At 71.7% G+C, this 16,057-nt stretch carries 14 protein-coding genes; 9 read left to right on the forward strand and 5 right to left on the reverse strand.

Features of this window, described 5'->3' with window-relative positions; genetic code table 11:
* Positions 1 to 41: 41 nt before the first annotated feature.
* Both AHOG_RS00830 and AHOG_RS00835 read right to left on the reverse strand, forming a co-directional pair.
* Positions 42 to 1,682, reverse strand: a complete 1,641-nt coding sequence (locus tag AHOG_RS00830) for an LLM class flavin-dependent oxidoreductase (RefSeq protein ID WP_093939658.1) — start codon at positions 1,680 to 1,682, stop codon at positions 42 to 44.
* Positions 1,683 to 1,722: 40 nt separating this feature from the next.
* Positions 1,723 to 2,385 (reverse strand): FMN-dependent NADH-azoreductase, encoded by a 663-nt coding sequence (locus AHOG_RS00835; RefSeq protein ID WP_093944031.1) that lies wholly within the window; start codon positions 2,383 to 2,385, stop codon positions 1,723 to 1,725.
* A gap of 117 nt (positions 2,386 to 2,502) precedes the next feature.
* Here AHOG_RS00835 and AHOG_RS00840 point away from each other — a divergent pair, with 117 nt between their 5' ends.
* The 3 genes from AHOG_RS00840 (at position 2,503) to AHOG_RS00850 (ending at position 6,524) form a co-directional block, all read left to right on the forward strand.
* The gene (locus tag AHOG_RS00840) at positions 2,503 to 3,015 is read left to right on the forward strand and encodes a MarR family winged helix-turn-helix transcriptional regulator (protein ID WP_093939659.1); all 513 of its coding nucleotides are present in this window, start codon (positions 2,503 to 2,505) and stop codon (positions 3,013 to 3,015) included.
* A gap of 9 nt (positions 3,016 to 3,024) precedes the next feature.
* Positions 3,025 to 3,546 (forward strand): GNAT family N-acetyltransferase, encoded by a 522-nt coding sequence (locus AHOG_RS00845; protein ID WP_093939660.1) that lies wholly within the window; start codon positions 3,025 to 3,027, stop codon positions 3,544 to 3,546.
* A gap of 248 nt (positions 3,547 to 3,794) precedes the next feature.
* Complete coding sequence (locus AHOG_RS00850) at positions 3,795 to 6,524, forward strand: endonuclease/exonuclease/phosphatase family protein (RefSeq protein WP_184451143.1); 2,730 nt, start codon at positions 3,795 to 3,797, stop codon at positions 6,522 to 6,524.
* A 661-nt stretch (positions 6,525 to 7,185) separates the two neighbouring features.
* On the opposite strand, the gene AHOG_RS00860 is transcribed toward AHOG_RS00850, so the two are convergent.
* From AHOG_RS00860 to AHOG_RS00870, 3 genes are read right to left on the reverse strand one after another with little or no spacing between them, the layout of a single operon-like run.
* Positions 7,186 to 8,061, reverse strand: coding sequence for a DeoR/GlpR family DNA-binding transcription regulator (locus AHOG_RS00860; protein WP_093939663.1), 876 nt, complete (start codon positions 8,059 to 8,061; stop codon positions 7,186 to 7,188).
* Positions 8,062 to 8,074: 13 nt separating this feature from the next.
* The gene (pdxA, locus tag AHOG_RS00865; RefSeq protein ID WP_211290507.1) at positions 8,075 to 9,073 is read right to left on the reverse strand and encodes a 4-hydroxythreonine-4-phosphate dehydrogenase PdxA; all 999 of its coding nucleotides are present in this window, start codon (positions 9,071 to 9,073) and stop codon (positions 8,075 to 8,077) included.
* On the reverse strand, positions 9,070 to 9,912 hold the full coding sequence (locus tag AHOG_RS00870) for a hypothetical protein (RefSeq protein WP_157736563.1): 843 nt from the start codon (positions 9,910 to 9,912) through the stop codon (positions 9,070 to 9,072). The genes pdxA and AHOG_RS00870 overlap by 4 nt, the downstream gene beginning before the upstream one ends.
* Before the next feature lie 146 nt (positions 9,913 to 10,058).
* Between AHOG_RS00870 and AHOG_RS00875 the strand changes: the two genes are divergently transcribed.
* From AHOG_RS00875 to AHOG_RS00900, 6 genes are read left to right on the forward strand one after another with little or no spacing between them, the layout of a single operon-like run.
* On the forward strand, positions 10,059 to 11,624 hold the full coding sequence (locus AHOG_RS00875) for an ABC transporter substrate-binding protein (RefSeq protein WP_093939665.1): 1,566 nt from the start codon (positions 10,059 to 10,061) through the stop codon (positions 11,622 to 11,624).
* A 2-nt stretch (positions 11,625 to 11,626) separates the two neighbouring features.
* Positions 11,627 to 12,562, forward strand: a complete 936-nt coding sequence (locus tag AHOG_RS00880) for an ABC transporter permease (RefSeq protein WP_093939666.1) — start codon at positions 11,627 to 11,629, stop codon at positions 12,560 to 12,562.
* Positions 12,559 to 13,458, forward strand: a complete 900-nt coding sequence (locus AHOG_RS00885; protein ID WP_093939667.1) for an ABC transporter permease — start codon at positions 12,559 to 12,561, stop codon at positions 13,456 to 13,458. Before AHOG_RS00880 ends, AHOG_RS00885 begins: the two co-directional genes overlap by 4 nt.
* Complete coding sequence (locus AHOG_RS00890; RefSeq protein WP_093939668.1) at positions 13,455 to 14,261, forward strand: ABC transporter ATP-binding protein; 807 nt, start codon at positions 13,455 to 13,457, stop codon at positions 14,259 to 14,261. Before AHOG_RS00885 ends, AHOG_RS00890 begins: the two co-directional genes overlap by 4 nt.
* Positions 14,258 to 15,106: an ATP-binding cassette domain-containing protein gene (locus tag AHOG_RS00895; protein ID WP_093939669.1), complete on the forward strand. Its 849-nt coding sequence runs from the start codon at positions 14,258 to 14,260 to the stop codon at positions 15,104 to 15,106. Before AHOG_RS00890 ends, AHOG_RS00895 begins: the two co-directional genes overlap by 4 nt.
* On the forward strand, positions 15,103 to 16,056 hold the full coding sequence (locus AHOG_RS00900; RefSeq protein WP_093939670.1) for an aldo/keto reductase: 954 nt from the start codon (positions 15,103 to 15,105) through the stop codon (positions 16,054 to 16,056). The genes AHOG_RS00895 and AHOG_RS00900 overlap by 4 nt, the downstream gene beginning before the upstream one ends.
* Position 16,057 lies beyond the last annotated feature (1 nt).

Consider the following 16,057-nt stretch of genomic DNA (forward strand, 5'->3'; position numbering starts at 1 on the left):
ACGAGCCCCCGGCGGGCCGCTGCCCGCCGGGGCCGACCGGATCAGGTGAAGCCGAGACGGGCGAGCGGCTCGACGAGTTCGCGTTCCTCATAGGACAGGTGCGACAGCAGCGTGTCGGTCAACAGGTCGACACCGGCTCGCAGTCCCTTCATCCCGTTCGTCGGATCGGCGACGAAGGCGACGAGCGCCCGGTCCAGCCCTTCCAGCACCTCGTGGATGACGTGGTGCTCCTCCTTCAGTCGGTCGAGGACCGGGGCGAGCCGGGGGTCCGCCTTCCGTAGATGAGGAAACAGGCTCACGTCCTCGATGGTGTGGTGCGTGGTGACCACTCGGCAGTACGTCTCGCAGTAGACGCCGAGGGTCCAGTTGTTCTGCCGCATCGTCATCGTGTTGATGTGCGACCGGGCGCTGCCCGCGTCCAGGGTGCCTGCCGCGACCTGCTCGACGAGGTCGCGGACCTGGGCGAGCTCCTGCCGCAGGTGATCGTGGACGTCGACGAGATGACGGCCCGCCGCCTGCTCGTGCGCGGTGTAGCGCCGATCGGGGTCCGGGTCGGGGCCGCTGGGTCTGGTCGACTCGTCCCAGGCCGCGTGGTCGCTGTACCGCACGCCGTCGTCCGGAGTCGGTGTCACGGCGAAGCTCGTCGAGGCGACCCGGACCGGTGCGGTCGTCCGCTCGCGCTCGTCCCCGCTCGGCGCGTCGCCCGCCGCCGCGTCGCCGCGGTGCGGGCCGGGCCCGCCGCCCGCGTCGTGCGCCGCTCCACCCGCCTGCCGCTCATCGGACGCCGCGCGGCGCAGGCCTCGTTCGGCCGCCACGAGCTCCCGTACGGCGGGGACGACCTCGGCGGCGAACCGTCGGATGTCCTCGGGGGAGTCCGAGGCGAGGATGTAGGTGCTCATCCCCTCCGTGAGCGTGAGCTCGGCCAGCTGTTCCGCCCAGACCGACGCCGGGCCGTGCAGGAATGTGCCGTCGTCGCGACCGAAGGACCCCATGAGGTTGTAGAGCCGGGTGATCTCCTCGGGTGCCCGGCCCGCCGCGACGGCGGCCTCGTCGATCGTCGCGTTCATCGCGGACAGGGCCTCGGGCGCGGCATAGGCGCTGCTGGGCAGCCAGCCGTCCGCCAGTCTGCCCGTCATCCGCAGCATCCGGGGCTTGTAGGCGCCGAGCCAGATTCCTATGTCGTGCGCCGGCGCGGGTCCCGAACGTGCGCCGGGGACCCGATACCGACTGCCGTCCACCCGTACCCGGCCGCCCTCCGGCGCCCAGATGCCCCGGATGATCTCGATCGCCTCCGCCAGGCCGGTGACCCGCTCGGCGGCGCTGAGTGTGGGCCCGCCGATGGAGGTGATCGCCTCCGCGAATCCCCCCGCGCCCAAGCCCAGCTCCACGCGCCCGCCGCTGAGGATGTCCAGGCTCGCGGCGCTGCGGCCGAGTACCACGGGCTGGCGCAGGGGGAGGTTCGCGACGTTGGGCGCCACCCGCAGTGTCTCGGTGCGGGCGGCGATCACCGACAGGAGCGTCCAGGTGTCCAGGAACCTCGCCTGGTAGGGGTGGTCCTGCACCGTCACCAGCTCGAGCCCCACCTGTTCGGTGAGCCGCGCCAGCGCGACGACCTGGTCGGCGTGGTCGGCATCCGGGGTGAGGAACGTCCCGAAACGCAGATCATGCCCGTAGTCGGTCATCTTCTCTCTCCTTCGGCGACCGGGTCGGATGGTGCCTTGGTCAGACTGACGCGCCGACGACCCGCTCGGCCAGCGAACGGCCCTGGGTGCGAGCCGACTCACGCGCGTCATCGCGGGACTGGCGGGCCGTGTCGACGAGCGACTCCATGCCGGGCGTCAACTCGGCGAGGGTGAGTTCGGCGGCGCTGACCTGGACGTCGAGCCCGAGCACGTCGGCGAGGATGCGGACCATCCACGGGGTGGCGTGGTCCCAGCCCTCCTTGGGTGTGCCGGGGCCGTAGCCGCCGCCCCTGGCGGTGACCAGCACGGCGGGCCTGCCCGCGATGGCGTCGCGCGGGCCGCCCGCGGCGAAGGTCGGGTCGGCGAGGACCAGGTCGACCCAGGTCTTGAAGTGCTGTGACACGCCGTAGTTGTAGAGCGGCACGGCGAACAGGTAGGCCTCGGCGGCCACGAGCTCGGCTGCCAGCGTCGCCGCCAAGGCCTGGGCCGCGCGCTGGTCCGCGTCCTGCTCATCCACCGGCACGAAGCCGGACAGCGTCGCCGCGGCCCAGGCCCCCGAGGGGATCGGGTCGGCGCCGAGGTCACGCCGCACGACCGGCGCACCCGGCCTGGTGTCCTGCCAGGCGTTCTGCGCGACGTCGGCGATCTCGCGGGTCACCGAGTGCGCGGGGTTGATGCTGGCGTCGAGACGGAACAGGGACATGAACAGCTCCTCGGTCACATTCGATCTGCGTCGCAGATGTGTTGTGGATAAGACGTTATCTTATGCAGAAGATATTTCGGGAAGATGGTAGGTGTCGCGGGGGGTACGCTGACACACATGGCGACTCCTGCCTCAGCGGAACCGGCCCGCGACGATGCGTGCGCGGCGGCGCTGGAGGACGACCTGGGCTGGGCGCTCGGCGTCGTCTTTCGCTCGCATGTGAAGGCGACTCACGCCGTGCTGGCGGACATCCCCGGCGGCCCGCGGGGCTATCAGGTGCTGGCCTCCGCGGTCCAGGACCTCGGCGGCAACCAGGGCGCGCTCGCGGCGCAGCTCGGTATCGATCGCACCGTCCTGACCTACCTGATCGACGATCTGGAGAAGATGGATCTCGTCGAGCGTCGCCCCGACCCGGCGGATCGACGGAGCCGCCTGGTCGTCGCCACGCCGAAGGGTCGCGCGCTGTGGACCGACCGACAGGCCGCGTTGCGGCAGGTCGAGCTGCGCGTGCTGGGCGTGCTGGGCGAGGATGCCGCCGCGTTTCGCATCCTGCTGCAACGGCTCGCGACGCACGCCAACGGGCTCGACCCCATCACCCATACGTGCCAGCTGGTCGAGGAACTCCAGTAGCCGCCACGCATGCGGACGCGCGTACTGATCAGGGCGCGACGGCCCGAGGATCTCGACGGCTGCGTGGCGATGCTCGGCGACACGCACCGTGCCGACGGCTACCCGACGAGGTGGCCCGCCGATCCGGCTCGGTGGCTCAGGCCGCCCGGACCGGTCCTGGGCTCCTGGGTGGCCGTCGACTCCGGCGCGGTGGGCTCGCTGCTCGGCCATGTCACGCTGGTCGCCGCGGACGAGGAGATCGCGGGGCGGGCCTGGCTGCGGCACGCCGGCCCGGCCGCCGCGCGCCCGGCAGGCATCAGCAGGCTCTTCGTCTCCCCGGTCGCTCGAAGTCGGGGCGTCGGAACGCTGCTGCTCGACGCGGCCTGCGCGCAGGCCGGTCGGCATGGGCTGCTTCCGGTGCTCGACGTGCTCGACCGCGATCGTGCGGCCGTCCTGTTCTACCTCCGATACGGCTTCCGCCAGATCGACGCGGTGCCGATGGAGTTGAACGGCGTCCAGGAGACCGCCCGCTGCCTCGCCCTTCGTACCTGAGTCGCTCCGCCGTCACCGCCCGCCGCGGCTGACCCCGTGGGTCGCGGGCGCCGCTCGCCGGTTCCGCGCCGTTGTTCGTGACCTGATCACAACGATCTGGTAGCGGACCGTGTATCAGTTCCTCCGTTGTCTTCCTCGCGTTCACCCGCAAAGGTGAAGATTCTCCGACCGTGGGAGTCAGGCCGTCGGCCGCCGCACGTCTGGCGGCGCCCCGGCTCCTTGTCGACTCGGAGGATCGAGTGAGTCTCTTGTCTTCATCCCGGCGCCGGTCTCGGTGCCGAGCCCCCGTCGGCGCGGCGGTGGGCCTGGCCGTCGCGGCAGGCCTGGCGTGGGTGCCCGTGGCGACGGCGCAGTCGGCCGACGTCGTGATCGCCGAGGTCTACGGCGGCGGGGGCAACTCCGGGGCCGCCCTGACCACCGACTTCGTCACTCTGGGCAATCGCGGATCCGCCGAGGTGTCGGTGGACGGCTGGAGCGTGCAGTACCTGACCGCCTCGCCGGGGCCGAACTCGCGATGGCAGGCCACCGCCCTGACCGGCGGCGTGGCCGCGGACGGTCGTTTCCTGATCGCGCAGAGTCGCGGCGCGGGCGGCTCCGTGGAACTGCCCGAACCGGACGCCGTCGGTTCGATCGCCATGTCGGCGAGCACCGGCACCGTGGCGCTGGTGAGCGACCGGGAACCGCTCACCTGTCTGACCTTCGCCGACTGCGCCGAGGACGATCGGATCGTCGACCTGGTGGGCTGGGGCTCCGCCGAGGTCCGGGAGGGCACGCCCGCGCCAGCGACGAACAACACCTCGTCGGTGCGGCGCGACGCCGACCTCACCGACACCGACGACAACGCCGCCGACTTCACCGTCGGCCCGCCCGCGCCGGTGAACTCGGCGGGAGAGGGCCCGGGCGAGGCGGAGGAACCGGAGCTTCCACCGGGACCGGAGGAGCCCGGCGACCTGCGCATCCACGACATCCAGGGCGTCACCAGGATCTCGCCGCACCTCGGCGAGGAGGTCGTCGGCGTGCCGGGGATCGTCACCGCCGTCAACGCCTTCGGCTCGGCGCGCGGCTTCTGGTTCCAGGACGTCGAGGGCGACGGCGACGAACGGACCAGCGAAGGCCTGTTCGTCTTCACCGGCGGCACCACGCCGGACGTCGCGATCGGCGACGACGTCCTGGTCTCCGGCCGGGTCGACGAATACCGAGCGGGCGGTCAGGCAGGTGCCGCGCAGTCGATCACTCAGCTCGGCGGGGCGCGGTGGACGGTGCTCTCCAGCGAGAACCCGCTGCCCGAGGCCGAGCTGCTGGATGCCGAGGCGGTGCCGTTCACGCAGGCCCCGCACGCGAACGGCGACATCGAGGGCCTGGAGCTGGAGCCCGCCGAGTATGCGCTGGACTTCTACGCCTCGCGGGAGAGCATGCTCGTCCGGGTGGAGGACGCCCCCGTGGTCGGGCCGACCGACGCCTACTCCGCGCTCTGGGTGACCACCAAGCCGGACCAGAACCGCAGCGAGCGCGGCGGCACGGTCTACCAGGGCTACGGCGACTCGAACACGGGCAGACTGAAGATCGAGTCGCTTCTCCCGGCGGACGAGCGGCCGTTCCCGATCGCCGACGTCGGAGACGAGATCGTCGGAGTCACCGAGGGGCCGCTGTACTACTCCCAGTACGGCGGCTACCTGATCAAGGCGACCACCCTTGGCGAGCACGTCTCCGGCGAGCTGGCGAGGGAGGTCACCAGACCCGCCGAGGACTGGGAGCTGGCGGTGGCGACGTACAACGTCGAGAACCTCTCGCCCGCCGACGACCAGGAGAAGTTCGACCGGCTCGCCACGGGCGTGGTGGAGAACCTGTCCTCGCCCGACATCGTGGCGCTGGAGGAGATCCAGGACGACAGCGGTCCGACCGACGACGGCGTCGTCGGCGCGACGGCGACCCTCGACCGGTTCACGGCGGCGATCACGGCGGCGGGCGGCCCGAGCTACGAATGGCGGCAGATCGACCCGAACGACCGACAGGACGGAGGGCAGCCCGGCGGCAACATCCGGGTGGCATTCCTCTTCGACCCCGACCGGGTGTCCTTCGTGGACGCTCCCGGCGGGGACGCCGACACCGCCGTCGCGGTGCGTGCCGACGAGGACGGGCGCGCGACGCTCAGCGTCTCGCCGGGCCGGATCGACCCTGCCGATCCGGCGTGGGTGGACAGCCGCAAGCCGCTGGTCGGGCAGTTCCGCTTCGAGGGCCGCAACGTCTTCGTCGTGGCCAATCACTTCGCCTCCAAGGGCGGGGATCAGCCGCTGCACGGCCGTTTCCAGCCCCCGCATCGGTCTTCGGAGGAACAGCGGCTGGAACAGGCCGCCGTCGTCCGGGCCTTCGTCGACGAGGTGGTCGCCGTGGACCCGGCCGCGAACGTGCTGGTGGTGGGCGACCTCAACGACTTCCAGTTCTCTCCGGTGCTCGGCACACTCACCGAGGCCGATGTGCTGGTCAACCCCATGAACGGCCTGCCTCCCACCGAGCGCTACGGGTACGTGTTCGACGGCAACTCGCAGGCGCTGGATCACCTGCTGGTCAGCGGGAACCTGTCGACGCGCGCCGACTACGACCCGGTGCGCATCAACGCCGAGTTCGCCGATCAGGCCAGCGACAACGATCCGCAGATCGTGCGATTCCGGCCGCTGTCGGGCGATGCCGAGATCGACGCGGCCGAGGAACGGGAGTACTACGGCGCGGGCGAGGACGACGGTCAGGGCGGCGACGGCGGGGTCGACGACGCGCCGCCGGGCGGCGAGACCCCGCCGCCCGCCACCGAACCCGGCAGCCTGCCACCCGCTCTCGCGGGAGCGAGCGGCCTCGCCAACACCGGGGTGTCGGGCATGGTGTGGCTGGTGGTCGCCGCCGTGGTCCTGCTGGCGGGCGGCGGCACGGCACTGGTGCTGACCCGCCGGAGGAAGACAGGCTCCGACGACTCCGAGTCGGCGTAGCGCGATCGCCGTCGGTGCGAGCGTGCACCGTGATCGGGACGGGGCCTCGGCGTCATGCCGGGGCCCCGTCCGGCGTTCGAGGCGTGGCCTGCCGGTTCGCGCTGGTCCGTTCGAAGGATTGTGGTCACGCACCGGGGTTGATATGCAACGCCCTGGCGCGACTAGACGATGCACAGCGTGACGAAGCGTCACTGAACCGAGTGCAGGGTGCGCGCGGTCCGTGCCGCCGCAGGTGAGGCCTGGAGGACGATGCAGATGCGTGACCACTGGTCGGACGTCCGCACATGCGGTCGGCCCACGCGCACGGGAAGACCGTGTCGATCGAGACTGCACGGGTACGACGTCGCCTGTGGAGTCCACGCCGACGAGCACGACCGGGCGCTCGCGGCGGCATACGGTCGCGGTTGGCGGGAGGGCTTCTCCGCCGGAGCGGACTCGGGTTCGCGGTCGATGAAGGGCGTGGTCGACCGGCTGAAGCACGACCTCGCCGAGGCGCGACGTCGACTCGAGGACGGCAGGCGGCCGCGCGCGACCCGGTGACACCGGGCGATCGCGGACGCCGGGTCGTCGCGGGCGTCGGTACGTCGGGGGGACGTCGGTTCACCGGCCTCGGCGGACCGCGAACGACGCGAAAGCCCCGGTGGCAGACACCCCCGCGAGCTCAGCCTGCCTGTCCCGCCGCCGCGGTCGGCCCTGCTGCCCGCCGCGCCCGGCCCGCGTGCTCCTGAGAGGTGACGTCGACGCCGTTCGCGTCGGTGACGTCGACGCCGTTCGCGTCGGCGATGACGACGGTGACGCCCCGCTCATGGAAGGGCGCCAAGTCCGCCTCGCGGGCGGAGAGATCCGTCACCAATGTCCACTGTGGCGGCATCGGCGCCCAGGCGTGGAACGGGCGCCTGCCGATCTTCGAGCCGTGGGCGAGCACGTAGACCCGTTCACCGCGGCGCGCCATGAGCTCCTTGAGTCGCGTCTGCCGGATGTCGGCCTCACAGATGCCCTCCTGCGCGGTGACGCCGTCGGCCCCGAGGAACACCCGGTCGAAGGTGCGGCGCTCCAGAGCGGCCTCGGCGAGCGGTCCGATGAAGCCGAGGCTTTTCGGTCGGAGCACGCCGCCGAGGCATTCCACCGTCACCGTGTCGGAGACGGCGAGCTCCTGGAGCGCGGTCATCCCGGTGGTGACCACGGTGAGCGCGGGCACCGAGTGCAACTCGTGCGCGAGGGCGCCGGTGGTGGTGCCCGCGTCGAGCAGCAGAGTCTCGCCCGCTCCGATCTGGCTCGCCGCCCAGCGGGCGATGGCGCGCTTGGCCTCGAACTGCTCGCCGACACGCTGGCGCAGACTGGACTCGGGATGCGCGACCAGCGCCATGGCGCCGCCGTAGGTGCGGGCGAGCGCCCCGGACCGCTCCAGCTGAGCGAGGTCGCGACGGATGGTCGACGCGGTGACGCCGAAGTGGGCGGACAGCTCGTCGACGTTGGCGAGGCCGTTGGTGGCCATCGCCACGATGGATTCTCGACGGAGCTCGGAATCACGGGGCACGCGCTCGTCCCTCTCAGCCTGCGGCGGCGGGCGCCAGCTCGGCAGCCTGGCGTAGCGCCTCGATCATGCTACCGACCTCCGCGGTGCCGGTGCCCGCGATGTCGAAGGCGGTGCCGTGGTCCACCGAGGTTCGGATGACCGGCAGGCCGACCGTGATGTTGACGCCCGCCTCGATGCCGAGCACCTTCACCGGCCCGTGGCCCTGGTCGTGATACATCGCCACGATCAGGTCGTAGTCGCCGCGACCCGCCAGGAAGAAGGCGGTGTCGGCGGGCAGCGGGCCGCGGGCGTCGATGCCGTCGGCCCGCAGCCGCTCCAGCGCGGGGACGATCTTCTCCTCCTCCTCACCCTCGCCGAACAGCCCGTTCTCCCCGGCGTGGGGGTTGATCGCACACACCCCGATCACCGGGGCGTCCACCCCGGAGGCCCGAATGGCCTCGTGGCCCCGGCGGACGGTCCGCTCGACCAGCCCCGGCTCGATCTTGGCGATGGCGGCGATCAGGCCGATGTGCGTGGTCACGTGGATGACCTTGACCTTCGGCGTCGAGAGCATCATCGACACCTCTTCGGTCCCGGTCAGCGCGGCGAGCATCTCGGTGTGGCCGGGGTAGAGGTGCCCGGCGGCGTGCAGGGCCTCCTTGTTCAGCGGGGCGGTGCAGATGGCCTGCACCTCGCCCGCCAGCGCCAACTCGGAGGCGGTGCGGATGTACTGATACGCCGCGTCGCCCGCGGTCGCGCTCAACTCACCCCAGGGCAGGTCCTCGGGCAGCAGTCCGAGGTCGATGACGTCGATGCGGCCGGGCGTGAAACGGGCGTCGCCGACCGAGTCGACTCCGACGACCTCCACCTCCACGTTCATCAGCCGGGCGGCCGCGCGGAGGCGTCGTGCGTCGCCGATCACCAGCGGGTGACACCGTTCGTACACGGTCTGGGTGGCGAGCGCGCCGACGACGACCTCTGGGCCGATGCCGGCTCCGTCCCCCATGGTGATGGCGATCACGGGCGTGCTCACGGGTCCTCCTGATGATCGGTATGACGAGGCTGGCGGGCGATCGGGAGCAGGCTGTCCGGGCCGCCGTGGCTGCCGGGCCTGGTCACGATCTCGTGGTGGGCGCCGGTGCGGGTGCGCACGGCGCCTGGATGGACCTGGTGGAGCAGGTCGAGTCGGGTGACGCCGAGGCGGGCGGGCGCTCGGCGGGCGGTGTCACGCGGTCTGCCGAAGACCGCGGCCCGGCGCGGCGACCCGACCGCGATCACGTCGGGGACCGCCGCAGCCGCGGCGGCGATGCCATCGAGGTCGGCGCCGGTCTCCGCGTCGCACGGAGCCACGTGCCGCGTCGCGGCCGCCTCGGCCGGGCTCGCGGCTCGGTCCGTCGGGCGCACCGCCTCGAGCCGGAGACGTCGGATCGGCGGCCCGGCGAGCGCGGCCGTGACGGACGGCGGCCGTGGCTCTGCCCGGCCGGGAACGCCCGAGTGTGCGGCGAGCACCCCGTGACCGTCCGCGGCGGCCCGACTCTCGGCGGCCAGTGCCGGCAGCGTGGGCAGGACGGGCGCGCGGGCCCCGGTGCGGACGCGCCGATCGCGCGGACCGCGCACCGTCGGCGTGATGGCTGCGCGCAGCGGCGAGCCGATCTTGAGCGACACCGGTCCTGAGACGTCGGGAACGGTCGCGTGCACGTCGGTCGACGCCGCGCCGTTGCGAGTCGCGCAATGCGCGAAACGCGCAACATTGGCGTCTGGTGGCGTGTGGCGCACCGACGAGTCGTCGCGGCCCTCGGTCGGTGAAAGGGCTGCTCCATCTGCGCCGGCGAGGTCATCGCACAAGGCCAGGCGGCGTCTGCCTGATCTCATGGATGCCTCCTCTCGGGCTGATCTATTACGTGTTCTGCGCGAATCACGCTATCGGTGTTGCGCATATCACGCAAGCGTGCTTGGGTGGCGCTCCAGCAGGTGGTGCTCCACGGGCGACGGCGCCCGAGGGCAACGGAGGTTGGCGAATGCAGACGAAGATGTCCCGGAGAGCGCTGCTCAAGGCCTTGGGCGTCACAGGCGGCGCGCTGGCCGCGGGCGCGCTCACCGGATGCGCGGGTCCGACCGGCGGACCACCCCCCGGCTCGGTGACGCTCGGCCTCAACCGGTCGCTCGTCTCGCTCGACAACAAGCTCAACCAGTTCGACGCCGCGGTGACCGTCCAGCGGGCCGTCCGGCAGGGGCTGACCCGCATCGGCCCGGACCTGGCGCCGATCCCCGTCCTGGCCGAGCGCTTCGAGCTGACCGCGCCCACCCAGTGGACGGTGCGCCTGCGCGAGGGCGTGCGGTACTCGGACGGAACGCCGATCGAGATCGCCGACGTCGAGACGGCGCTGGCGATGTATCGGCAGGTCAGCGGCTCCTATCTGGCCGCGTTCTTCCCCGAGTGGCCCGAGGTCGTGCCCATCGACGAGCACACCTTCACCCTGGAGACGAACCACCCGCTGCCCGTCCTCGACTACCTGATGGCGAACATCCTGATCACTCCCGCGGCCGCCAACGTGCCCGAGGAGCTCCAGACCGGCGTCGGCAGCGGCCCTTACCGCGTGACCGCGTCGAACCGGGGGACCGGCGACTACACGTTGCGCCGCAACGAGAACTACTGGGCCGACCGCCCCCGGGTGGAGCAGGTGCAGGTCCGGTTCATGCCGGAGGAGTCCAACCGCGTCGTCTCCCTGCGCTCCGGGGAGATCGACGTCATCGACACGATCAGCCCCGACTCCGCGGAACAGCTCCAGGGCCTCCCCGACATCCGCATCGACCAGGTCAAGGGAACCCGGCTCAACCAGCTCTTCTACAACTTCCGCAAACCCTCGGACCATCCGCTGTCGAGGGCGTCGGTCCGGCAGGCGTTGTCCTTCGCCATCGACGGCAGGCGGCTGGCCGAGGACATCCTCGCCGGCTCCGTGGAGGCCGCGCGAGGTCCGGTGGCGGAGACGCTCAACGGGTCCGTCGTCTGCGGCGAGTACGCCTACGACCCCCGGCGGGCCAAGCAGATGCTCGAGGCCGAGGGGATCGCCGACGGCGATCTGCGGCTGACCCTGATCTGGGAGACCGGCGAGTTCGCCAGCGACACCACCGTCATGGAGGCGGTGGTGCAGATGCTCGGCGACGTGGGCGTGCCCGTCCGCCTCCGACAGTTCGAGCCGGGTGGCGACATCTCCGAATGGCGGCAGGGCCGCGGCGGGGACTGGGACGTCCTCGGCAACGGCTATGCCTCCCCGGTGGGCGCCGCTCTGCCGATCCTTCAGGGGATGTACGGCGGGACCCCGGAGCGCGAACGCACCCGCGACACCTACCACGGCTACGTCAACCCCCAGGTCGTCGCGCTGCTCGACGAGGCCTACGCGGAGGTCGACGCCGACCGGCGTCAGGAGATCACCGCCGAGCTGCAACAGGTGGTGTGGGACTCCTGGCCGAGCATGTGGGCCTTCGTCCCGAACTCGGTGCTCGCCTACCGACGGCGGATCAGCGACGTGGGACTGGAACCGACCAACTCCTACGAGCTCGCGCGCATCGGTCTGGAGGCGTAGAGGTGCTCCGATACGTCCTGAAGCGACTCGGCCAGAGCGTCCTGGTCGTCATGCTCACCGTCTCGACGGTCTTCGTGCTGATCCGGATGGCACCGGGCGACCCCGCGACGGCCTTCGCCGCGCCGAACGCCACCACCGAGGACCTCGCCGAGATCCGCACCCAGCTCGGACTCGACGGCTCGATCGGCTCGCAGTACCTGACCTTCCTCGGGCAGCTGTTCACCGGCGACCTCGGGACCTCGTACTCGTTCCGGGCCCCCGCCTTCGACGTGGTCCTGGAACGGGTGCCCTACACGATCACGCTGGCGTCGGCGGCGATCCTGTCGACCGCCCTCATCGCCCTCCCGCTGGGCATCTGGATGGCGAGCCGGGCCGACACCGCTCGGGAGACCGGCGCGAACATCGCGACCGTCGCGGCGCAGTCGATGCCGGAGTTCTGGAGCGGCATCATGCTGCTCACCGTCTTCTCCGTCCTGCTCCCGGTGCTGCCGTCGTCCGGCTTCACCACCTGGGGCGGGCTGGTGCTGCCCGCGGTCACCGTCGCGCTGCTCCAGATCGCGTTGATCTCCCGGCTGGTCCGCCGCGAGATGGTCTCCAACCTGACCGCGCCCTACCTGACGGTCGCCCGCGCGCACGGCTTCGGCGAACGCCGTCTCGTGTGGGGCTACGCGCTGGGCAACTCGATGATCCCGGTGCTCACCGCGCTGGGCACCCGCTTCGCCGCGATGCTCAACGGCGTGGTCGTGGTGGAGGTCGTGTTCGCCTGGCCGGGCGTCGGCTCCCTGGTCGTGCGGGCGTTGGAGACGCGCGACTATCCGCTGATCCAGGCGACGGTGCTGGTCACCGCCGCGCTCGCGATCCTCGTCCAGCTCCTCATCGACCTGGTGTACCCGCTGCTCGACCCGCGGGTTCGGCTCGGAAAGGGCACGGCGCGATGACCACCACCTCACCCGAGACCCGGCCGAGCCGGGTGACCGCCCGACAACTGCGCGACGCCGGGGTCGCCCGCCGCGCGCGCACCGCCAAGGCCAAGACCTGGATCGGCGCGCTGCTCACCGCCCTCGTCGTGCTGCCCATCCTGCTGGCCGACCTGCTGCCGCTTCCGGACGCCGACGAACAGGACCTCGGCTCGCGTCGCCTGCCGCCCCTGACCGACGGACACCTGTTCGGCACCGACCAGCTCGGCAGAGACCTGCTGGCCAGGATCCTCGACGGGGGCCAGGTCTCGGTCCTCATCGGCGTACTGGCCGTCGTCGTCTCCGGCCTGATCGGCCTCGTCGCGGGCGCGGCGGCAGGCTACTTCGGGGGCTGGGTCGACGCGGTCGTCTCCCGACTGCTCGAAGCCCAGATGTCGCTGCCGCTGCTGATGATGCTGCTGTTGGTCGTCGCACTCTTCGGCCCGTCGATCCCGGTCATCACCGCCGTCATCGCCATCGCCCAGTGGCCGGAGGTCGCCAGGCTGACGCGGTCGATGGTGATCGTCGAACGCGAGAAGCCGTATGTGGACGCCGCCAGGACCCTCGGGCTGACCCACTCCGGCGTGCTGTTCCGGCACCTGGTGCCCAACGTCGTCCGGCAGACCAGCCTCGTCGTGCTCCTGCTGCTGGCACAGGCCGTCCTGCTGGAGAGCGCGTTGAGCTACCTCGGCGCGGGACCGGAACGCCCCTACGCCACCTGGGGCCGGCTGATCTCCGACGGGCAGGACTACGTCACGACGTCCTGGTGGCTGGTGACGCTGCCCGGACTGGTGATCGTGCTGCTCGTGGTGGGAGTGAACCTGCTCGGCGACGGACTCCGGGACCGCACGCGCGGCAGGAAGGGAGTCACGGCATGAGCCGGATCGTGGACGTCGAAGACCTGCAGATCGAACTGGTCACCGCCGACGGCGTGGTGCGCGCCGTCGACGGGGTATCGCTGCACATCGACGCGGGCGAGACCGTGACCCTGATCGGCGAGTCCGGTTCGGGGAAGTCGACCACGGCGATGGGGCTGCTGCGGCTCCTGCCCGCGGAACTGGCCGTGCTCTCCGGCCGGGCGATGCTGGCGGGCCACGACGTCGTGGCCGACCCCGCGTCGATCGCCGCACTGCGAGGCCGCGTCGTCGGACTGATCCCGCAGGATCCGATGACCGCGCTGAGCCCGGTGGAGACGATCGGCCGCAGGCTGACCAAGCTCGTCCGGCTCCGTGATCCGGGCACCGGCCGACAGGCCGCGCGGGCCAGGGCGGCGGCGCTGCTGGAGAGCGTGCGCGTCCCCGACCCGGCGTGGCTGCTCGACCGCTATCCGCACCAGCTCTCAGGCGGACTCCAACAGCGGGTCCTGATCGCCTGCGCGCTCACCGGCGAGCCGGAACTGCTCGTCGCCGACGAGCCGACCAGCGCCCTGGACGTCACCGTGCAGGCGGGCGTGCTCGACCTGCTGATGGAACTGCAGGAGCGCACGGGCGTCGCGATCCTGATGATCACCCACGACATCGGCGTGGCCCGACTGGTCTCCGACCGGGTGCACGTGATGCGGGCGGGTCGCTTCGTGGAGAGCGGCGACGTCGAAGAGGTGGTGGACGCCCCGAGGCATCCCTACACCCGGCAGCTGCTGGCCTCGGTGCCCCGACTCGTCGCGAAGGAGGGACGGGCATGAGCGACACCCCGATCCTGTCCGTGCGGAACCTCGTCGTGGAGTTCCCCGGCACCGGCGGTGCGATCCGCGCGGTCTCCGACGTCGGGTTCGACCTGCACCGGGGCCGCACGGTGGGCGTCGTCGGCGAGTCCGGTTGCGGGAAGAGCACCATCGCGCGCAGCATCGTCCGCCTGCGGCGGCCCACGTCCGGCCGCATCCTGCTGGACGGCGTCGACATCACCCACCTGTCCGAACGCAGGCTGCGGCCGATGCGGGCCAGGGTGCAGATGATCTTCCAGGACCCGTACGCCTCGCTCGATCCGCACCTGGACGCGGGCGACATCGTCGGGGAGCCGCTCAAGCTCCGCGGCGTGCGCGACGCCGCGGAGCGACGGCGGCAGGCGGCGGAGCTGCTGGCCCGCGTCGAGCTGCCGGAGAAGGCCCTCGGGCGACGTCCCGGCGAGTTCTCCGGCGGCCAACGGCAGCGCATCGGCATCGCCAGGGCACTGGCCTGCCGTCCCGACGTCCTGGTCTGCGACGAGGCCACCAGCGCGCTGGACGTCTCCGTGCAGGCCCAGGTCCTTCGGCTGCTCCAGGACATCCAGGCCGAGACGGGCGTGGCCTACGTGGTGATCTCGCACAACCTCGGCGTGGTCCGCGAACTGAGCGACGAGGTGCTGGTGATGCGCCGCGGCTCGGTCGTCGAGCACGGACCCACCGAGCAGGTGCTCACCGCTCCCGCCGCCGAGTACACCCGTGTGCTGCGGGACGCGGCGCTGGACCCGACGGCGATCACCGGCCGCAAACCACGACACCTGCTGGCCGCGCTGCGCGCGGGCGGCTCCGAGGAGGAGAGGAACTCATGACGACCGGCACCCCCAGACTGGTCCTGGGGACGATGACGTTCGGGGACACCGTCTCGGCGACCGACGCCGAGCGGCTGCTGGATGCGGCGCTCGACGCGGGCATCACCGACGTCGACACCGCCAACGGGTACGCCAAGGGCACCACCGAGGAACTGCTCGCCCCGCTGATCTCCCGACGCCGCGACCGGATCAGGCTGGCCACCAAGGCCGGAATGCCGCATCCGGACGCGGGTGAGCACTCGCCCTTGTCGCCCGCGGGACTGCGGGCGAGCGTCGAGGGCAGCCTCCGCAGGCTCGGCGTCGACCACATCGACCTCTTCTACCTGCACCAGCCGGACGCCGCCGCCCGGCCCGAGGACACGATGCGGACGGTCGCGGAACTCGTCGAGGAGGGCAAGATCCGCGGCCTCGGCGTGTCCAACTTCGCGGCCTGGCAGATCGTCGAGCTGAACCGGATCGCCGACCAGCTCGGCACGCCCCGGCCCGTCATCGCCCAGCAGCTCTACAACCTGCTGGCCAGGCGGATCGACGAGGAGTACTCCGCGATGGCCGCCGCGACCGGACTGGACACGGTCGTCTACAACCCGCTCGGCGGCGGACTGCTCACCGGACGGCACCGCTTCGACAGCACCCCCGGCAGCGGCCGGTTCGGCGACTCGGTGCTGGCCGGGATGTACCGGCAGCGCTACTGGGACGCCCAGCTCTTCGAGGCGGTCGACGCACTCGCGTCGATCGCGGCCCGGGCAGGCGTGCCGCTCACCGAGCTGGCGCTGCGCTGGCTGCTGTCCCGTCCGGTCGTCGACGCCGTGCTGCTCGGCGCCTCCCGGCTGGACCACCTCACCTCGAACATCGACGCGCTGGGCCGGGGTCCGCTGCCGGACGACGTCGTCGCCGCCTGCGACGACGTCGGTGCCCGGCTGCGTGGACCGATGCCCGCCTACAACCGCTGAG

It is taken from the genome of Actinoalloteichus hoggarensis (genome assembly GCF_002234535.1).
Lineage (GTDB): Bacteria > Actinomycetota > Actinomycetes > Mycobacteriales > Pseudonocardiaceae > Actinoalloteichus_A > Actinoalloteichus_A hoggarensis.

Excerpts from the sequence above, each read along its gene's own strand:
- AHOG_RS00900 (WP_093939670.1), top strand. The coding sequence starts at position 15,103 with ATGACGACCGGCACCCCCAGACTGGTCCTGGGGACGATGACGTTCGGG.
- AHOG_RS00890 (WP_093939668.1), top strand. The coding sequence starts at position 13,455 with ATGAGCCGGATCGTGGACGTCGAAGACCTGCAGATCGAACTGGTCACC.
- AHOG_RS00835 (WP_093944031.1), bottom strand. The coding sequence starts at position 2,385 with ATGTCCCTGTTCCGTCTCGACGCCAGCATCAACCCCGCGCACTCGGTG.
- AHOG_RS00875 (WP_093939665.1), top strand. The coding sequence starts at position 10,059 with ATGCAGACGAAGATGTCCCGGAGAGCGCTGCTCAAGGCCTTGGGCGTC.
- AHOG_RS00895 (WP_093939669.1), top strand. The coding sequence starts at position 14,258 with ATGAGCGACACCCCGATCCTGTCCGTGCGGAACCTCGTCGTGGAGTTC.
- AHOG_RS00870 (WP_157736563.1), bottom strand. The coding sequence starts at position 9,912 with ATGAGATCAGGCAGACGCCGCCTGGCCTTGTGCGATGACCTCGCCGGC.
- AHOG_RS00840 (WP_093939659.1), top strand. The coding sequence starts at position 2,503 with ATGGCGACTCCTGCCTCAGCGGAACCGGCCCGCGACGATGCGTGCGCG.
- AHOG_RS00845 (WP_093939660.1), top strand. The coding sequence starts at position 3,025 with ATGCGGACGCGCGTACTGATCAGGGCGCGACGGCCCGAGGATCTCGAC.
- AHOG_RS00885 (WP_093939667.1), top strand. The coding sequence starts at position 12,559 with ATGACCACCACCTCACCCGAGACCCGGCCGAGCCGGGTGACCGCCCGA.
- AHOG_RS00830 (WP_093939658.1), bottom strand. The coding sequence starts at position 1,682 with ATGACCGACTACGGGCATGATCTGCGTTTCGGGACGTTCCTCACCCCG.